Here is a 16632-nt window from a genome sequence, read left to right on the forward strand (position 1 = left end):
TCGGCAATAAGCAAAAATATTTCGAAATTTGAGAAGCAATTTAGAAATATTTTGGTCTTATTGCTCAAAAGCTGAGCGAGTTCGCGAAGCCTTTCTTAGAGCTTAAATTTTTGTCGATACTGATTGGGTGAACATCCAGTTTGCTTTTTAAAGAAATGATAGAAATATGCCTCACTAGAAAAGCCTAGTCGTTCTGCAATAAGCTGAATGGTCAAATCAGTCGTATTTAATAGCTGTTGAGCTTTCTGAGTTCGAATCATTTGAGCATAATTGGCCAGAGTCATTTTTGTTTGCCGTTTTAAGAGTCGATTCAGGTATTCAGGATTGTAGTGCAGTGTGGCTTCGATTTCTTTTCGAGAAATATTACCAAAGCGGCTTTCAATCAGATGAATCACGCGATTAACAAGATAATCTTCTTTGGATAAATCCAGATCAATCCGCTGAAGTGAAAATTGGTTGGTGTTTTCCAATGCATCCAACAGGCGTAAAATCAATCCTCGTTGAAAATAAGCACGACCGATTTTGGAGGTAGCTACCTCCAGCTGCAAAGAATCAATAATGACATGAAAGCCTTCGCTTTGATAAGGCAAGCAGGGAGTAAACTCAATATAGCTGCGTTTCCACTGCGCATCAGATTGAAGATTTTGCTGTAAAAATTGAAAGATCGGACCTTCGCCAGAATCAATAGACAGTAATTCCTGAAGCAGCGCAGGCGATAAATTTAGAAAGACGACATTGCAGCCATCTGAAAGAATCTCCCGATGCAGAATCTGTGTATTCAATAGACAGCCTTCTCCTGCTTGAAAAGTGTATTCCTTCTCCTCAATATAATTTGTTAGTTCTCCCTTTAAAACATACATTAATTCAAAGTTTTGATTTTTATGCAACGCTTGATATTCTTCATTTTCAAAGGCGATGATTTTACCATCCTGCACTTTGGTATAAAGAATTTTTTCACCGATTTTTTGTTTATAGAAGATGGCGATTGGTGAATGGGTTCTGATTTGCGGAATGTCGGCATCGCCAGAATGGAGCTCAGAAAAAGGATCTTTTGCCATAAAGTACCTCCGAAAGGTCGGGAAATTGTAGTAAACGGTTTCTTGAAGTCGGTATTTTTCATTATATCACAGAGACAAACGAACTAGAATAATGGATATCAGAGGAGGAAAGGCAGATGCGAGAAAAGAAAAAAATAAATCAGCAATGGCTGTTTCATTATGGAGAAATCGGTATGCCTAAAAAAACAGCTAAAAAAGCCCACGCTTTAGGTGGATTGACCGCACCGCTAATAGAAGAGGCTGGAGAATCTGTAACATACGGTGCAGGAGGTGAGCATTTTTTAAAACTGATTGCTAGAGGAGATGAGATTCAAGGATTAAAAAATTTAGCCGGAACCGATTTTGATTCTGGATTGGATCAAGAATGGCAAACTATTACGATTCCCCACGACTGGAAAATCAGCCAACCCTATAAACAAGCTCCAGAATTACTTATGTCTGGATCAAAGGAAGATGGAGTTGGTTATTATCGGAAAACATTTTCTTTAAACGATGAGCTGATGAATCAAAAGCGCGTTATTCTACATTTCGATGGAGTGATGCGTTCAGCAGATGTTTGGCTAAATGGTGCCTATCTAGGTCAGAACACTAGTGGATACACAAGTTTTTCTTATGATATCTCTGAGATGGCTAGATATGGCAATGAAGGAACTAATGTATTGCTGGTAAGAGTGGATACAACGACAGGAGCAGAAGGCTGGTGGTATGAAGGCGCTGGAATTTATCGTGACGTTTGGTTAGAGTTTGTACCATTGATTGCTTTTGATAGAGAAAATGCTTACGTCTATACACAGGAGCTTCAAGAAACACAAGCAGTTATGGGAGCTGAGGTTTGTATCGAGAATTACTCACAGGAGATAGTCGAGGTCTCGCCAGTAATCAGAATCAGTGAACAGCTGATCACGTTAGAAAAACAAACGTTACAGCCTTTTGAAAAGCGTGTTCTTAAAGAAACATTTATTTTTCCTGCTCCAATACCCTGGTCACCTGAAAATCCTCATTTGTATGAAGCAGTTTTTCAAATGGAAACGGATGAGTGCCGTAAAAGTTTTGGCATTCGAACGTTCGCTTATGATTCACAAGGTTTTTATTTAAATGGGAATTTGTATGAACTGCGAGGTGTTTGCGAGCATCAAGATTTTGCTGGAGTAGGTGTAGCACTGAATCAGGATATCGTTGATTATAAAATTAAAACGATGAAGGAAATGGGTGTCAATGCCTGGCGCAGTGCTCATCATTATGCTTCTGAGGAACTTATGGAGGCTTGCGATCGTTTTGGCATTCTTTTAATGAATGAGAATCGGTTGTTAGAGAGCACACCTTGGCGAATTGCTGATTTGGAAAAAATGGTTCGAAAAAGCAGGATGCATGCTTCGATTGCGTTTTGGTCAGTAGCGAATGAGGAGGTCATCGGGAATACCAATCTCGGGAGCCGCATCGCTTATAAATTAGTTCGGTGTATCAAACAAAATAACTATGAATGTCTAGTTGTTTCAGCAGAACTACTAAATCCTGATGGTATAGTTAATGAAAGCTATCTAGCAAATTATGACGTGCTTGGAGTAAACTATCCAGAAGCGGATGCAATGGGACCTGGTGCGATTAAAATCAAAGAGCAGTATCCAGAGCTTGCGATCATGAGTACGGAAAGTGCCTCTTATTTTTCAACACGAGGAATTTACAAAGATAATGAAGAAAATTGTCAGTGCTCCAATTTTGGTTCGTTATTTTCAATGATTTTACCTGGAAAGCGTCAACCTGGTGATCCCGGAGCAGGAGGTACCGCAACACCTGAAAAAGTTTTAAATTATTTGACTAAGCACCAGTATATGGGGGGAGTTTTTCTTTGGACAGCGTTTGATTACTATGGCGAACCTTCTCCTTTTGGTTGGCCAGCTATTTCTTCTCAATTCGGTATCGCTGATTTGTGCGGCTTTCCTAAGGATTATTATTACTATTATCAAGCGAATTGGAAAAAAGAACCTGTACTTCATATCCTGCCTCATTGGAATGAAGAAGGCCTCGAAATCAATACGGATGGGATGATTGCTGTTCGTGTCTTCAGTAATGCCGATGAAGTTGAGATTTTTGTCAATGGAATAAGTTTTGGTAAGAAAATTATTATTGGTTGTATCGCTAATTGGGAAATTCCGTATCAAGCTGGGGAATTAAAGGCTGTAGCCTATGATGGAAACCAAATCATTACCGAAGCCAAGCATCAAACCAGTTCAACGATTCACGCGATTCGAAGTAAAAGAATTTTTGAAGGAAAAGAATACAGTCTTTTTGCCCTAGAAGCAGTCGATGATCATCAACGATTTGTTCCTACGGCAAATAATCAGGTAACAATTTCTGTCGAAAATGGAGAAATCGTTGGATTAGCAAATGGAAATCCAACGAATCAAGCTGCGTACAGTCTAGATCATGTTCGATTGTTCCAAGGAAAAGCATTGGCTATCGTTCGAACAAGTGAAGCAAGTGTTCAAATCAAAGTGATCATTCAAAAATAAAGTCAAGGCAGAAAAAGTATCTATGAAAAGACCACAAAGCGCATGAATTTTGCATATGGCTGTAGTACTTTTTCTAGCCTATACTTTAACTATCATTTGAAAGCGGAAACAAAAAATATAAAGGAGCGCAATTATTATGAATAAGAAAAAATTATCTCTAGCCTTAGGTATTTTAAGTATGAATCTTTTGTTGATGTCAGGCTCGGTTGTGGGTGCAGCAATTGCCGCAATTTCAAAATCATTCCCTCAAGAACCTATTTCTAAGGTACAAATGCTTAGTTCCATTCCTCAGCTTGGTCAGCTGATAGCCACGTTACTTTTTACTTGGTTAACCTATAAAATGACCAGAAAAAATATTGGGGTCGTTTCAGTAGCTATCGTAGCAATCAGCGGTTTACTGCCAGTTTTTTATAACAGCAGTCTGAATATTATTTTAGCATGTATGATCGCTCTAGGTTTTGGGTTAGGATTAATCAGTAATGTTGGACCAGTTTTACTGCAAGAACATTTTGATGGTGAAGAGCGTGCGGCGGTCATGGGTTGGGCGGTAGGCTTTAACAATTTAGGAATGATGGGCTTTACTGCGATCGGCGGTGTGTTAGGCAGTACGAATTGGCAAAATCTATTCTGGGTTTATGGGGCAGCGATTCTTATTTTAGTCGTTGTGTTAGTTTTAGTGCCCAAAGATCGAAAATTATCTGAAGAGGAAGTCTCTAACCAACGTTCAATCAGTTTTGGTAAAACGGTAAAAAGCTTGAATGGCTATGTTTATGTGATGCTGATCGTGACTTTTGTGACTTCGCTTTGCTTAATGATCTTTATGGCAAATCAATCAATTCTGCTAGCTTCAAAAGGGAACGGTACAGCGTATACGGCAATGGTCACAGCATTAGGAAATGTCGGAGGAATTTGTACCGCTTTTGGATTGAAATATATCCGCAAAATTACTAAAACAGATACGATGGCCTGGGGCTTTGTGGCTTTCGCTTTATCTTATATTTGTATCGTCTTTTTCAATAATCCTGCGTTGCATATTGCTGGAAATATGTTCTCAGGAATGGGGATTGTTATGGTCAATGCGACGATTCCATTTGAATTATCCATTTTAGCTAATCATCAACAATTTCCGGTCGCTATTGCGATGAATACACTGATTTCTTCTTTAGCCGGTTTCGCAGCACCGATGCTGCTTGCGGCAACCAAGATTTCAGCAGGGGCAAACTCTTATCTGGCTGGGATTGCCATCAGCGGCTTGATGGCTATCGTATTATTGATTACTCGCTTAGGAAACCGCATCGAAAAAAAGTCCGGTGAGGCAACAGTAAGCAATGTACAAAATGAAGGGGTGCAAGAAGCTTAAAAATATTTGTTCTCAAAATAAGTATAAGAATAAACAGACTTTATTCGTAAGAAGAGGTCTGTTTTTTTAGTGTCTAAAATACTGATCAAAATCCAAGAAAGAGCGCAAAACAGATTTTTTAAAAAATATAGGCTCTCTTTTTGTGGTACCATCAAAAGAAAGGGCTATCAATAAAGCTATTGTTCTTAAAAACGACTATAAGGAGGGATGTTGTTATGGGAAAAATAATCAATTATCTGGATACGCAAAGTGATATTCAGTTGGTGACTACTTTGCACTTTTTTAATAATGATTTGAGAACAATTGAACTGTTTTTCTTGCTTAAAGGAAAGGCAGAGGTTCGAATAGATGACCAATCATACATAATGAAAAGAGACGATATTCTTGTTGTTAATAAGCATGAATGCTGTTTTATCGAAACAACAGGAAATGAAGACTTGCTTTTTCATTTTTCAATTTCTGATTTTTTACTATCTCAGGCACTCGAGGCTGAATATGTTGGATTTAATTGCAATTCAGTTGCGAATCCGAATATGAATTATAGTCCACTTCGGCAAATTATTATTGAGATTATTGATTTATTTTTATTTGAAAATGCTAAAACGAACTTTTTACAGATAAGCAAAGTCTATCAACTATTAAACGAACTGAGCAGTTTTTATCTTGAGCAGAGTGCACAAATGAGGAATCAGGATGAACGAATCCGAGACATTACAAGAGAAATAAAAGAACGCTATTATGAAAATATCACATTGTCAGAAATGGCGGATTTGGTTCATATGGATACGGCTTATTTTTCCAAATTTTTTAAAAAGAATTTAGGGATGAATTTTAAAGACTATTTAAGTGAGATAAGAATGAACCACGCAATCCGTGATCTGTTGACTTCAGACAAAACGATTACAAGAATCGCGGTGGATAATGGTTTCTTTAATACGAATAGTTTCAATAAAAAATTCAAAGAGAATTATGCTATGACACCATCAGTGTATCGAAAACAAAATAGTATGGAGAAAACTGAAAGGAATAGCCAGTCGACTTCTCACGTGAAAGCTACCTTTACGAAATATAAGGAGAATCAATCGGAACAAGAGGTATCAAAAAGGACTTCTCTTCAAATAGATGTAAGTAAAAAAGAAGTGATCCCAATCAAGGAAACTTGGAATGCAATATTAAATGTCGGAGAAGCTGAGATTGTTTTGAACAATAATCTCAGGCAGCATCTTACCTATTTGCAAGAAAACCTTGATTTTAAGTATGGCAGGATTTGGGGAGTCTTTACGAAAGGAATTCTCGAGGACTCTTTGATGGAATACGAAGCAATAGATGAAATTCTTGATTTTCTGTTGGAGATAGGTGTGCTTCCATGGATTAGTGTGAATAAGCTGATTGGTAAATTTAAGGAAAGTCATTATTCCATAGAGGATTGGGAAAAAATTATTGAAGGCTTTTGTCGCCATATTTTAAATCGGTACGGAAAACAAAATGTGGAGCAGTGGAAGATCGAGCTTGTCGCAAATGATCTAAAAGATTCTGAGCTGGTTACTAGATACATCACTTTTTACAAATCTACTTATGCGATCTTGAAGCGAATGATTCCCAATATTTCAGTTGGTGGTGGGAACTTTGTGGTTACAAATGAAATGGATCTGGCATCCTTTTTTCACAACGAACTTGCTGAATGTAAGTTTGATTTCTATTCCTTTGTTCTGTTTCCTTATTCTGATCGATTAGTTCGAGAAAAGCGAAATTTTCAACGTGTGACTGACGCGCATTTTTTAATAAATCAATTAAAAAATATAAAAAAAATCGGTATTTCAAAGCCTTTATACATTTCTGAATGGAGTAATACAGTTTCGCGAAGCAATCTCCTAAATGACACGTTGTACAAAGGAGCGTTTATTATAAAAAGTTTGAAGGATCTTTTTGACCAAGTAGATGGATTAGGATATTGGTTAGGAACGGATCTTTCGCAAAAAGGCCCGAAGCATCACGCATTTTTGAGTGGGGGAAATGGGCTGATCAACAAAAACGGTTTGTCGAAGCCGGCCATGCATGCGATGAAGTTTTTTAATCAATTAAAAGGATTGGACATGCTCTTTAAAGATGAGCGGCACCTCGTTGCTTTTTCAACGAATGATGAATTTTTTATCTTGGGTCATCAGTATGTACATCCGAATAGTCTTTATTTTTTAAAAGATGAAGCACATTTAAAATTAGTAGAGGTGGATAATTTTTTTGAAGAGCATGACTCTGAAGAACAACTGATTCTTTCTGGAATTTCTAACGGTGATTACGAGTTGAGAGTATTTTCTTGTTTGGAGGGCTATGGCGATCTCTTTAACGAATGGAAAAAGTTCTTTTTCACAAAGCATCTTCGTGATTCAGATTTAGTTTATTTAAATAAACGGAATACACCGCTCCAAAATTTGGAGGAAATCCATGTCTCCAATCATCAGCTTAAGATCAAGAAGAAGCTGACAACAAACGAATTCTATGTGATAAACATTAAAAAAAGGCAGTAATAATTCTATCGGAAGACAAAAATGAACTTATCATTTTTGTCTTTTTTTGTTTGGTAATTTCTAAACAGCAAAAAGAGACAGAGAAGTTCACAAATATTTGAAGTTTTATTTTCAGAAAGCGCTTTATACTGCAAGTGTAGATAAAAGAAATAGAGGTGGAATCATGAAACTAGGAATTGTTAGTGCAATTTTGGATCAAAGCGATTTTAAAGAAATGATCGATATCGTCGCAGATAACGGGTTAGATTGCGTGGAAGTGGCATGTTGGCCAAAGGAAAAAGCGGCTCGCAGATATGCGGGAGTTTCCCATATTGATGTAAACAATCTAAACCAAGAAAGTGCGCAAGAAATTCTTTCCTATGCAGCGAGCAAACAAATTGAGATTTCCGCACTGGCGTATTATCCGAATCCATTAGATGAGGATTTGGAAAAAAGAGAAAAAGCTATTAAGCATTTGTATCGGCTGATTGATGCTGCCAAATTATTGAAGGTGAATCTAGTAACCACTTTTATTGGACGGATGCAGACAAAATCTCTTTCAGAAAATCTCGAGGAGATGGAAATTGTCTGGAAACCGATTTTAGCCTATGCGGAAGAAGCTGGTGTAAGGATTGGGATTGAAAATTGTCCCATGCTATTTACCGATGATGAATGGCCCGGCGGTCAAAATCTAATGACTACTCCTGCTGTTTGGCGAGAAGTTTTCAAACGCTTAGACAGTAAAGCGCTAGGGTTGAATTATGATCCTTCTCATTTTGTCTGGCAGCAGATTGATTACATCAGTCCACTTTACGAATTTAAAGACAAAATTTTTCATGTTCATTATAAGGACATCAAGTTGTATCCAGAAAAGCTGAAGGACGTAGGAGTAATGGCTACACCTTTGCAATATATGTCGCCTAAACTTCCAGGTCTAGGAGATGTTGATTGGAGTAAATACGTTTCTGCTTTGACCGACATTGGGTTTGGGGGATATAGCTGCATCGAAGTAGAAGATAAATCTTTTGAAGAAACATACGAAGACGTAAAAAAATCAGTGAGTTTAAGTACCAGATATTTGAGAAATTACGTTATTTAGGTGAAGGAGAAAAAGAAAATGTTTGCAATGCGAATGAAGCTCAACGACCAAATAATTAAAAAAGATTCTATTAAAGAGATCTACATCAATGGGAAAAAGAACGGTTTTAGCTTTGAGGTTCAACTGGCTTATTATCGTGGCCATTATTTGTCTGATATTGACTTGCTTGAAGTCTATGTAGATGGCGAGAAAATTTCTGATGAATCAGTGACCTTTGAGTTACATGGAAAAGAGCTGCCGATTTACAAATTGAAACATGCGATCACAGAATTTTGGAGTCAAGTTGATTTAGCAAAAGTCCATGTGTTGAAGCCAGGTGGTTTAATCGGAGAGCATGAGGTTGAGTTGAAATTATTGCTTCGCATTCCTTACATGCAGATCGGACCGGAACATGACTTTATGCCGTTGGATTCAGGTGAGAAAGTTACAATCAGCTTTGGAGGAGAGTAAGATGGGCAACTTAAAATTAGGCGCAACATTATTTTGTTACGGAACGGAATATGCACGGTATCAGTATGATTTTGAGGAGTGTGTGAAGCAGGCATACTTAGCTGGAGCTGAAGGATATGAGATTGTCGGTACTCAAATGATTCCGTCATATCCTAACGTCAGTGATGATTTTCTAGGATTGATTCAGCGATTAAAAGCCAAATATGGGATTGGACCTGTTGGGTATGGGGCTAACAACGACAAAGGGATGATGCATGATCGAAATCTATCCGACAATGAGATGCTGGCAGACGCCGTCATTGATTTAAAAGCAGCTCATAAATTGGGCTGTAAGGTTATGCGTGTTCAATATATGCTATCACCGGCTGCATTTGAAAAACTCGCATTCTATGCAGAACTTTTCGATATCAAAGTTGGCATTGAGATCCATAATCCAGAGTCACCCGCGTCACCGTTGATGCAAGATTATCTGGAAGTAATTAAAAAGACTGGTTCAAAACATCTTGGATTTATTCCCGATTTTGGCTGTTTCGCAATTGCTCCGAATAAACCCCATTGGATGAAAGCTTTAAAGGCAGGAGTAGAGGAAAGTCATTTAGAATTGGCGGCGAATTTGCGCAGACAAGGAGTTCCATTGGAAAAAGCACGTGAAGAATTATTGAGCTTAGGTGCTCATCCAGCGATCAATGCTACTTTGCAAGGAATGTATGGCTTTGTTCAATTTAAATCAAAAGATGAGTTGCCGAAAATGTTGGAAGAATTGAAAACGATTCTGCCTTATTGCTTCGAATTTCATGGGAAGTTCCATTATTTAGATGAGGATCTAGTGGAGCCTAGTATTCCATATGCGGAAATATTATCAATTATTAAAAATTCAGATTTCGATGGTTACTTAATTAGTGAATATGAAGATGAATTGTATTGCGGCGGTACAGAATTTACTCGAAGACAGCTCCAAATGACTAAGCAGCTACTAGGGAAAGAATAGAAGGGAAAACAATGGCTATTACCAAACAACAGATAGTTGATTTCTATGAGGGATTTTTTAATCAGCAGCAGTTAGAAAGAGCAAATCAATTAATCGCAGTTGATTATTGTCAACACAATCCTGGCGTTGAGCAGGGGAGAAACGGATTGGTGAAGGCCTTTTCTGCAAAATTCTCTTCGGATGAGTATTTTCGATTAGCTGTTGATCGCGTCGTTCTAGATGAAGAATACGCAGTAGTCTTTTCACGAAGCATTGATAGCAAAGAAGAAACAAAGGCTCATGTTGTTGATTTGTATCGGATAAAGGATGAACAATTTGTAGAGCATTGGGATTATTTTGATAGGAGGAAACTAGGATGAGCAAGAAATTAACTATTGGAATTCTTGGGTTCGGCTTTATGGGTCAGACCCATGCAGAAACCATCAAGAAACTTGATTATGCGCAGTTAGCAGCAGTTTGTGATGTGAATGAAGCGCAATTGAAATACGCTCCGCAAGGGGTCAGCACATACCTAATAGCCGAGGAGCTATTAGCAGATACTTCGATTGATACGGTTATTATCGCGGTTCCAAATCAACTTCATTTGGAAATGGTAACTAAAGCAGCCGAAGCAAAGAAGGATATTATCTGTGAGAAGCCTCTTGCTATGAACGCCGCTGAAGTAGAGCAGATGTTAGAAATCGTAGAAAAAGAACAGGTTCGTTTTACCGTCCATCATCAACGTCGTTGGGATCACGACTATCGTGTAGCCAAGGAAGTCTATGATCAAAAACTGATAGGAGAGATGTATACCATCAAAAGCTCTCTTTACGGCTTTAATGGAAATATGCATGATTGGCATATTTATCCGGAATTTGGCGGTGGAATGCTTTATGACTGGGGTGTTCATTTGATTGACCAGATTCTGTGGATGGTATCCTCACCATTAAAAACTGTTTATGCCAATGTGCGTAACGTCATTAACGAGCAGGTGGATGATTATTTTAACATCCAGCTGTATTTTGAAAATGGTGTAAACGCTCAGATTGAATTAGGAACGTATTTTTTAAATAGTTCAGAAAACTGGTTTGAGCGTCATTGGTTTATTGGTGGCAATCAAGGAAGTGCCAAAATAGACGGTTTCAATCCTAAAGGCGAAATCACCAGAACATCGGCCTTGTTGAGCAATGTGCCAGGGCAGATCACAATGACTCATGCCGGACCGACGCGCAGTTTTGGACCGGCTCCAGAAGGCAGAATTTTGAAGGAAGAATTACCTGAGGTTTCTGTCAACCATCAAATGTTTTTCGATAACTACTATCAATATGTTCAAGGAAAAGCGGAATTAGTGGTTCAGCCGGAGCAAATTTTCGACTTGATGAAGGTCTTAGATGCCATCCGTATTTCAGCGAGATATCACCAAAGTGTCAACTTGGATATTGATTATTCAAGTAACTAATAGAAAGAAATGGAGAGGAAGAACAGACATGAAAAAAGTAAGAATCGGAATTATCGGGTGCGGTGGGATTGCGAACAATAAACATTTTCCAGCACTAAAAAGTCAAAGTGATAAATGCGAGATTGTCGCATTTTGTGACACTAAGATAGATCGGGCAAAAAAAGCGGCGGAAGAGTTCGGCTCTGCTGATGCAAAATATTATGAAGATTACAATGAGCTGTTGAAAGACGGATCAATCGATATCGTACATGTTTGTACCCCAAATGTCAGTCACAGTCCTATTACTGTAGCAGCTTTTGAAGCTGGTAAGCACGTGCTTTGTGAAAAACCAATGGCTCATACACCAGAAGCCGCACAATTAATGATGGATGCCTGGAAAAAATCCGGCAAGAAATTTACCATCGGCTATCAAAATCGTTTTAGAAGTGAAGTTACAGCCCTTCACGAAGCCTGTGCAAATGGCGAACTAGGAGAAATCTATTTTGCCAAAGCCCATGCGATCAGACGAAAAGCAGTTCCTACTTGGGGTGTTTTCCCAGATAAGTCACAGCAGGGCGGTGGTCCATTAATTGATATCGGGACTCATGCGCTAGATATTACCTTGTGGATGATGGACAACTATGAGGTTGAATCGGTAACTGGTTCTGTCTTCAATAAATTAGGAAACCTTCCTGGCGCAGAGGCAGGGAACTTGTTTGGACCTTGGGATACTGAAAGCTTTGAAGTAGAAGATTCGGCTTTTGGGTTCATTAAGATGAAGGACGGTTCGACAATTTTCCTAGAAGCCTCTTGGGCATTAAATGTCTTGGAATCAAAGGAAGCGGCAACAACCTTATGCGGAACCAAAGCCGGTGCACAAATCGACGCGGGTATGAGTTATCCAGTTAATCAATTGACCTACAATCGTTCGAAAAATGGCTTGTTGACGGAAGAAAATATCAGTACTGCCGGCAACATCGCATTCTTTGAAGGCGGCGACTCTGATCCAGAAAAAATCGAAGCCAAACAATGGTTGGAGGCGGTCATCAATGATACTGAACCATTGGTAAAACCGGAACAAGCATTTAAAGTAACGCAGATTTTAGATGCCATCTATAAAGCTGCTGAAACAGGCAACGAAGTAAAACTATAAATCAAATGTCCTGCTGTAAGACCAATTTACGGCAGGACTTATAAAGGAGGCAAAAGAATGTTTGAAAAATATTTAGTGAATCCTGAAGGGTTTCGAAACGTGCGCGAGAATAATCAAATCACCGGGTACGAGGTTCAATTAAGAGTTCCTTATTACCGAGGGATTCCCATGAGTTGTGTGGAAGTTTTGGATCTAACAGTTGATGATGAAAAAGTCGCTAACGAAGATATGCTGATTACAGTAAAAGGTGAAACCTTTACATTTGAAGAATTGCCGACGGTCATCAATCATCGTTGGGAAATGATTGAGACGATCACTGTTTTTGTGAAAAAGCCCGGTGGTTTATCGGAGGGCGAGCACAAGGTACATGCCTTTGTAAGTTTGAGGATTTCTTACTTACCATTTAATAATACCGGCGATGATGAAAAAGTATTGGTGCTAGAAGCATAGAGGAGATGAAATGATGAGTACAATCAAACGCGGAGTATCACTTTACAGTTACCAAGATGAGTTTTATACCGGCAAAATGACCCTTGAGGATTGTATCCGGGAAGCCGCAAAAACAGGTGCTACAGGAATTGAATTTTTGCCAGAACAAATGCTGCCGACTTTCCCGAATATTTCTGATGATTTTGTCAAACAATGGCACGAATGGCTTGAAAAGTACGGAGTAGAGCCGGTCGCCTATGATGCTTTTTTAGATAATAAATTATTTGCCAATCGGATGTTGACGACTTCGGAAAATGTTGACATGATGAAGAGAGACTTAAAAATTGCGAATCGTTTAGGCTGTAAAATACTAAGAACCTTAGTATCAACTCCTTTAGAAGTGGTAAAACAAAGCTTGCCTTATGCAGAGGAAGCCAATGTCAAGATTGCCTTAGAGGTTCACGCACCCTTTACCTTTGGCACTCCTTGGTTTGAAGAACGCTTGGATTACATTAAGGAAAGCGGAACGAAATGGTTCAGCATTATGCCGGACTTTGGCATCTTCACGAAACGGATCGGATCGATTTTCCAAGATGCTTATATTCGTAAAGGCGGGACACCAGAAATTATCAAATTAGTGAGCGATAACTATGAAAAAGGTATTCATCGCGATGAAACTTTTGAAAGCGTATCAAAAATGAAAAATGCGACGGAAGCTGACAAAGCCTTCGCAGAGTTCTGCCGACACTTTGTATATACAGACCCAGAAATTCTAGTGAACAATATGCCATATATTTCTCACATTCACGGAAAATTCTACGATATTACAGAGGACCTTCAAGAAACTAGCATTCCTTACCATGACGTAATTACTACATTGAAAAATGCCGGGTATAACGGCTATATCTGCAGCGAGTATGAAGGCAATCGTCACATTCAGGATTACATGGAAGTGGACAGTATCGAACAGGTCAAAAGACATCAAGCATTATTAAAGAATGTGATCGGATAGCAGGTGAGAAGATGATTAAACTGATCGCATCTGATATGGATGGCACACTGGTCAGCAACGATCACGCTATTTCTGAAGCTAATTCTAAAGCAATCAAAATGGCTCAGAATAAAGGGATCGAGTTCATCATCACTACAGGAAGGTCCTACGAGGATGCGCATTCGCAAGTAGCAGAGGCAGGAATTGAGTGCAACTACCTGGTGATGAACGGTAGCGAGTTGCGAAATGCTCAAGGAGAAATCGTTCAGAGCTTGTATCTTGATAATTTCGTCGTAAAACAGATTGTTGAAGAATTGATGAGTAATGGATTATTTGTCGAATTATACACAACAGGCGGCTCTTTTTCCTTAAGTGATGAAGAAATATGTAAAGATGCAGTAGCGACAAAAATCATTAATTTTCATCCTGAGATTTCCTATGAAGAAGCTTATGCAAGTGCAGAGGATCATTTCCTATACAAAGAAATAAAACGTATTGAATCAGTAGATGATTTAATTGAGAAAAACTACAAGGTTGGAAAAATCATCAGTTTTTCAACGAAGAGAGAACTCATTGCAGACCTGCGGATGAAGCTGGAAAAAAAATATCCAGTGAATGCTACCGGTTCTTTTGATATTAATCTGGAGATTACTAATCCACTAGCTGACAAGGGAAAAGCAATTATGCAGTATGCCACTAGTAAGGGAATCAATTTGGATGAAGTGATGACAATCGGAGATAGCTACAATGATTTGGGAATGTTGAGTGATTCGTTTGGCTATACAGTTGCAATGGGGAACGCGATTGAAGCAGTAAAGGCACAAGCGAAATATATGACAGACACGAATGACGCAAATGGTGTTGGGAAGGCAATCGCACGCTTTGTATAGGACAAACTAAATGAAAAGGAGACTTGATTATGAGTTTTATCGACAACCTTGGGAAATTACAGTTGGCAGCTGAAAAGGTTTCTGATAATCGCTATTTGAAAGCAGTAAGTAAAGGGATGGTTATGACAATCCCTGCAAGTATCACTGGCGCAATGTGCACACTAATCGCTAATTTACCCTTTGCTGGGTATCAAAGCTTCATTGAAGGTAATGGATTGAAGACATTGTTGTTACTACCGGGAGTATTCACAAGCAATATCATGGGGTTAATCGTCGTTTACTTTATTGCTTACAATTTGGCGAAATCCTACGATATTGAGGGCATGTTTCCAGGAGTATTAGGAATCATCTCATTCCTATTGTTGACTCCGCTTTCGACAATTGAGCAGCAGGTTCATGATACTGTTCGTCCCGTTGATTTTATTAGTTTCGATTATATTGGTTCCAAGGGAATGTTTGTTGGGATTATTGTTGGGCTGCTAGTAGCGAAAATTTATAGTTGGTTTATTAAAAATAATATCACTATTCATATGCCGGACAGTGTTCCTAGCTTTGTAGAAAAATCTTTTAGTTCTATTATTCCATTTTTTGTTATTACTTTTATTATGTCATTGATTTCATGGGGCTTTACCTTCACTAGTTTTGGTAGCGTTCATAATTTAGTTTATAGTGTTCTCCAGGTACCGATCCAACAAATCGGCGGTTCTGTTGGAGGAGTCATGCTGGCATATGCCTTGATCGGTTTATTCTGGTGGTTCGGTATCCACGGCAAGGCGATCATTTTCGGAGTGTATGCACCAATCCTTCAGACAATGACGATTGAGAATATGAATGCCGCAGCAGCGGGAACAACACCGCCTAATTTGGTTGATTTTGGTTTTACTTCTGTCTTTTTAGAAATTGGTGGGGGCGGCTGCGTCTTAGGACTCGCTATCTGCTTTATCTTTTTCGCTAAGAGCGATCAGTACAAGAATATTGGTCGAATTACAAGTGTACCGACCTTTTTTGGAATCAATGAGCCAATTACTTTTGGAACGCCGATTTGTTTGAATCCAACTTTCTTGATTCCAACAGTTGTGACACCTTTGGTTACAGGATTAATAGGTTATTTAGCGATTACAACTGGATTTGTTCCACGCATGATTGGCGCGCAGCTACCAACGGGAACACCGACTTTTGTTAACGCAATTATTGCAGGTGGTTGGCGTATGATGCTGGCGCAACTTCTGTGTGTCGTTGTAGCCACAGGTATTTATTTCCCATTCTTCAAAATGGCTGACAATCTTGAATATAAACGCGAACAAGAAACGCTTCAAGCCAAAGAAGAGCATGTAGAAGAAATCGATATCGAGAACCAAACTTCGATTGTAGAATAGTGTAAAGGAGAACGAATAATGAAGAAAATCAATATTCTGTTAGTTTGTAATGCTGGAATGAGTACAAGTCTTCTAATTGAAAAAATTGAAAAGGCCGGTGCTGAGCAAGCAATCGAAGCAACCGTGGATGCGCGACCTGTAGATGATCTGAAAAATCATCTAGCAGACAAAGATGTGGTTTTATTAGGTCCTCAAGTCCGTTTCAAGGAAAAGCAGGTGAAAGAAATGGTTGAGGGGAAAATTCCTGTTTCCATTATTGATATGTCGGCTTATGGAACAATGAACGGTGTGAAAGTGCTGCAGCAGGCAATTTCATTAGTGGAAAATTAAGTAAAGCGGCGACTGGATCAGTCGTCGTTTTTATAAATGTATTTTTTAGTAAGCTATCTTTCAAATAGATGTTTTAC

Annotated in this window: 15 protein-coding genes; 14 read left to right on the top strand and 1 reads right to left on the bottom strand. The window is 38.8% G+C overall.

Annotated features, from left to right (window positions below; genetic code table 11):
- Positions 1-95: 95 nt before the first annotated feature.
- Positions 96-1058 (bottom strand): helix-turn-helix domain-containing protein, encoded by a 963-nt coding sequence (locus OMU_RS01090; RefSeq protein ID WP_016178125.1) that lies wholly within the window; start codon positions 1056-1058, stop codon positions 96-98.
- Between the two features lie 116 nt (positions 1059-1174).
- Between OMU_RS01090 and OMU_RS01095 the strand changes: the two genes are divergently transcribed.
- From OMU_RS01095 to OMU_RS01160, 14 genes are all read left to right on the top strand, one after another.
- The gene (locus tag OMU_RS01095) at positions 1175-3568 is read left to right on the top strand and encodes a glycoside hydrolase family 2 TIM barrel-domain containing protein (protein WP_016178126.1); all 2394 of its coding nucleotides are present in this window, start codon (positions 1175-1177) and stop codon (positions 3566-3568) included.
- A 136-nt stretch (positions 3569-3704) separates the two neighbouring features.
- Positions 3705-4928: an MFS transporter gene (locus OMU_RS01100; protein ID WP_016178127.1), complete on the top strand. Its 1224-nt coding sequence runs from the start codon at positions 3705-3707 to the stop codon at positions 4926-4928.
- A 215-nt stretch (positions 4929-5143) separates the two neighbouring features.
- Positions 5144-7453: a GH39 family glycosyl hydrolase gene (locus OMU_RS01105; RefSeq protein WP_016178128.1), complete on the top strand. Its 2310-nt coding sequence runs from the start codon at positions 5144-5146 to the stop codon at positions 7451-7453.
- Between the two features lie 163 nt (positions 7454-7616).
- On the top strand, positions 7617-8531 hold the full coding sequence (locus tag OMU_RS01110; RefSeq protein WP_016178129.1) for a sugar phosphate isomerase/epimerase family protein: 915 nt from the start codon (positions 7617-7619) through the stop codon (positions 8529-8531).
- A gap of 18 nt (positions 8532-8549) precedes the next feature.
- Positions 8550-8981 (top strand): C-glycoside deglycosidase beta subunit domain-containing protein, encoded by a 432-nt coding sequence (locus OMU_RS01115; protein WP_016178130.1) that lies wholly within the window; start codon positions 8550-8552, stop codon positions 8979-8981.
- A gap of 1 nt (position 8982) precedes the next feature.
- On the top strand, positions 8983-9969 hold the full coding sequence (locus OMU_RS01120) for a sugar phosphate isomerase/epimerase family protein (RefSeq protein WP_016178131.1): 987 nt from the start codon (positions 8983-8985) through the stop codon (positions 9967-9969).
- Positions 9970-9980: 11 nt separating this feature from the next.
- Positions 9981-10328 (top strand): nuclear transport factor 2 family protein, encoded by a 348-nt coding sequence (locus OMU_RS01125; RefSeq protein WP_016178132.1) that lies wholly within the window; start codon positions 9981-9983, stop codon positions 10326-10328.
- A complete protein-coding gene (locus OMU_RS01130) occupies positions 10325-11407 on the top strand; it encodes a Gfo/Idh/MocA family protein (RefSeq protein ID WP_016178133.1) in 1083 nt (360 codons plus the stop codon). Before OMU_RS01125 ends, OMU_RS01130 begins: the two co-directional genes overlap by 4 nt.
- A 28-nt stretch (positions 11408-11435) precedes the next feature.
- A complete protein-coding gene (locus tag OMU_RS01135) occupies positions 11436-12539 on the top strand; it encodes a Gfo/Idh/MocA family protein (protein ID WP_016178134.1) in 1104 nt (367 codons plus the stop codon).
- A 57-nt stretch (positions 12540-12596) separates the two neighbouring features.
- The gene (locus OMU_RS01140; RefSeq protein WP_016178135.1) at positions 12597-12989 is read left to right on the top strand and encodes a C-glycoside deglycosidase beta subunit domain-containing protein; all 393 of its coding nucleotides are present in this window, start codon (positions 12597-12599) and stop codon (positions 12987-12989) included.
- A 13-nt stretch (positions 12990-13002) separates the two neighbouring features.
- Positions 13003-13980, top strand: coding sequence for a sugar phosphate isomerase/epimerase family protein (locus OMU_RS01145; protein ID WP_233421608.1), 978 nt, complete (start codon positions 13003-13005; stop codon positions 13978-13980).
- 11 nt (positions 13981-13991) lie between these two features.
- Positions 13992-14849, top strand: coding sequence for a Cof-type HAD-IIB family hydrolase (locus tag OMU_RS01150; protein WP_016178137.1), 858 nt, complete (start codon positions 13992-13994; stop codon positions 14847-14849).
- 29 nt (positions 14850-14878) lie between these two features.
- The gene (locus OMU_RS01155; protein WP_016178138.1) at positions 14879-16225 is read left to right on the top strand and encodes a PTS sugar transporter subunit IIC; all 1347 of its coding nucleotides are present in this window, start codon (positions 14879-14881) and stop codon (positions 16223-16225) included.
- Positions 16226-16243: 18 nt separating this feature from the next.
- The gene (locus OMU_RS01160; protein WP_016178139.1) at positions 16244-16555 is read left to right on the top strand and encodes a PTS sugar transporter subunit IIB; all 312 of its coding nucleotides are present in this window, start codon (positions 16244-16246) and stop codon (positions 16553-16555) included.
- Positions 16556-16632 lie beyond the last annotated feature (77 nt).

The organism is Enterococcus avium ATCC 14025 (assembly GCF_000406965.1).
GTDB lineage: Bacteria > Bacillota > Bacilli > Lactobacillales > Enterococcaceae > Enterococcus_A > Enterococcus_A avium.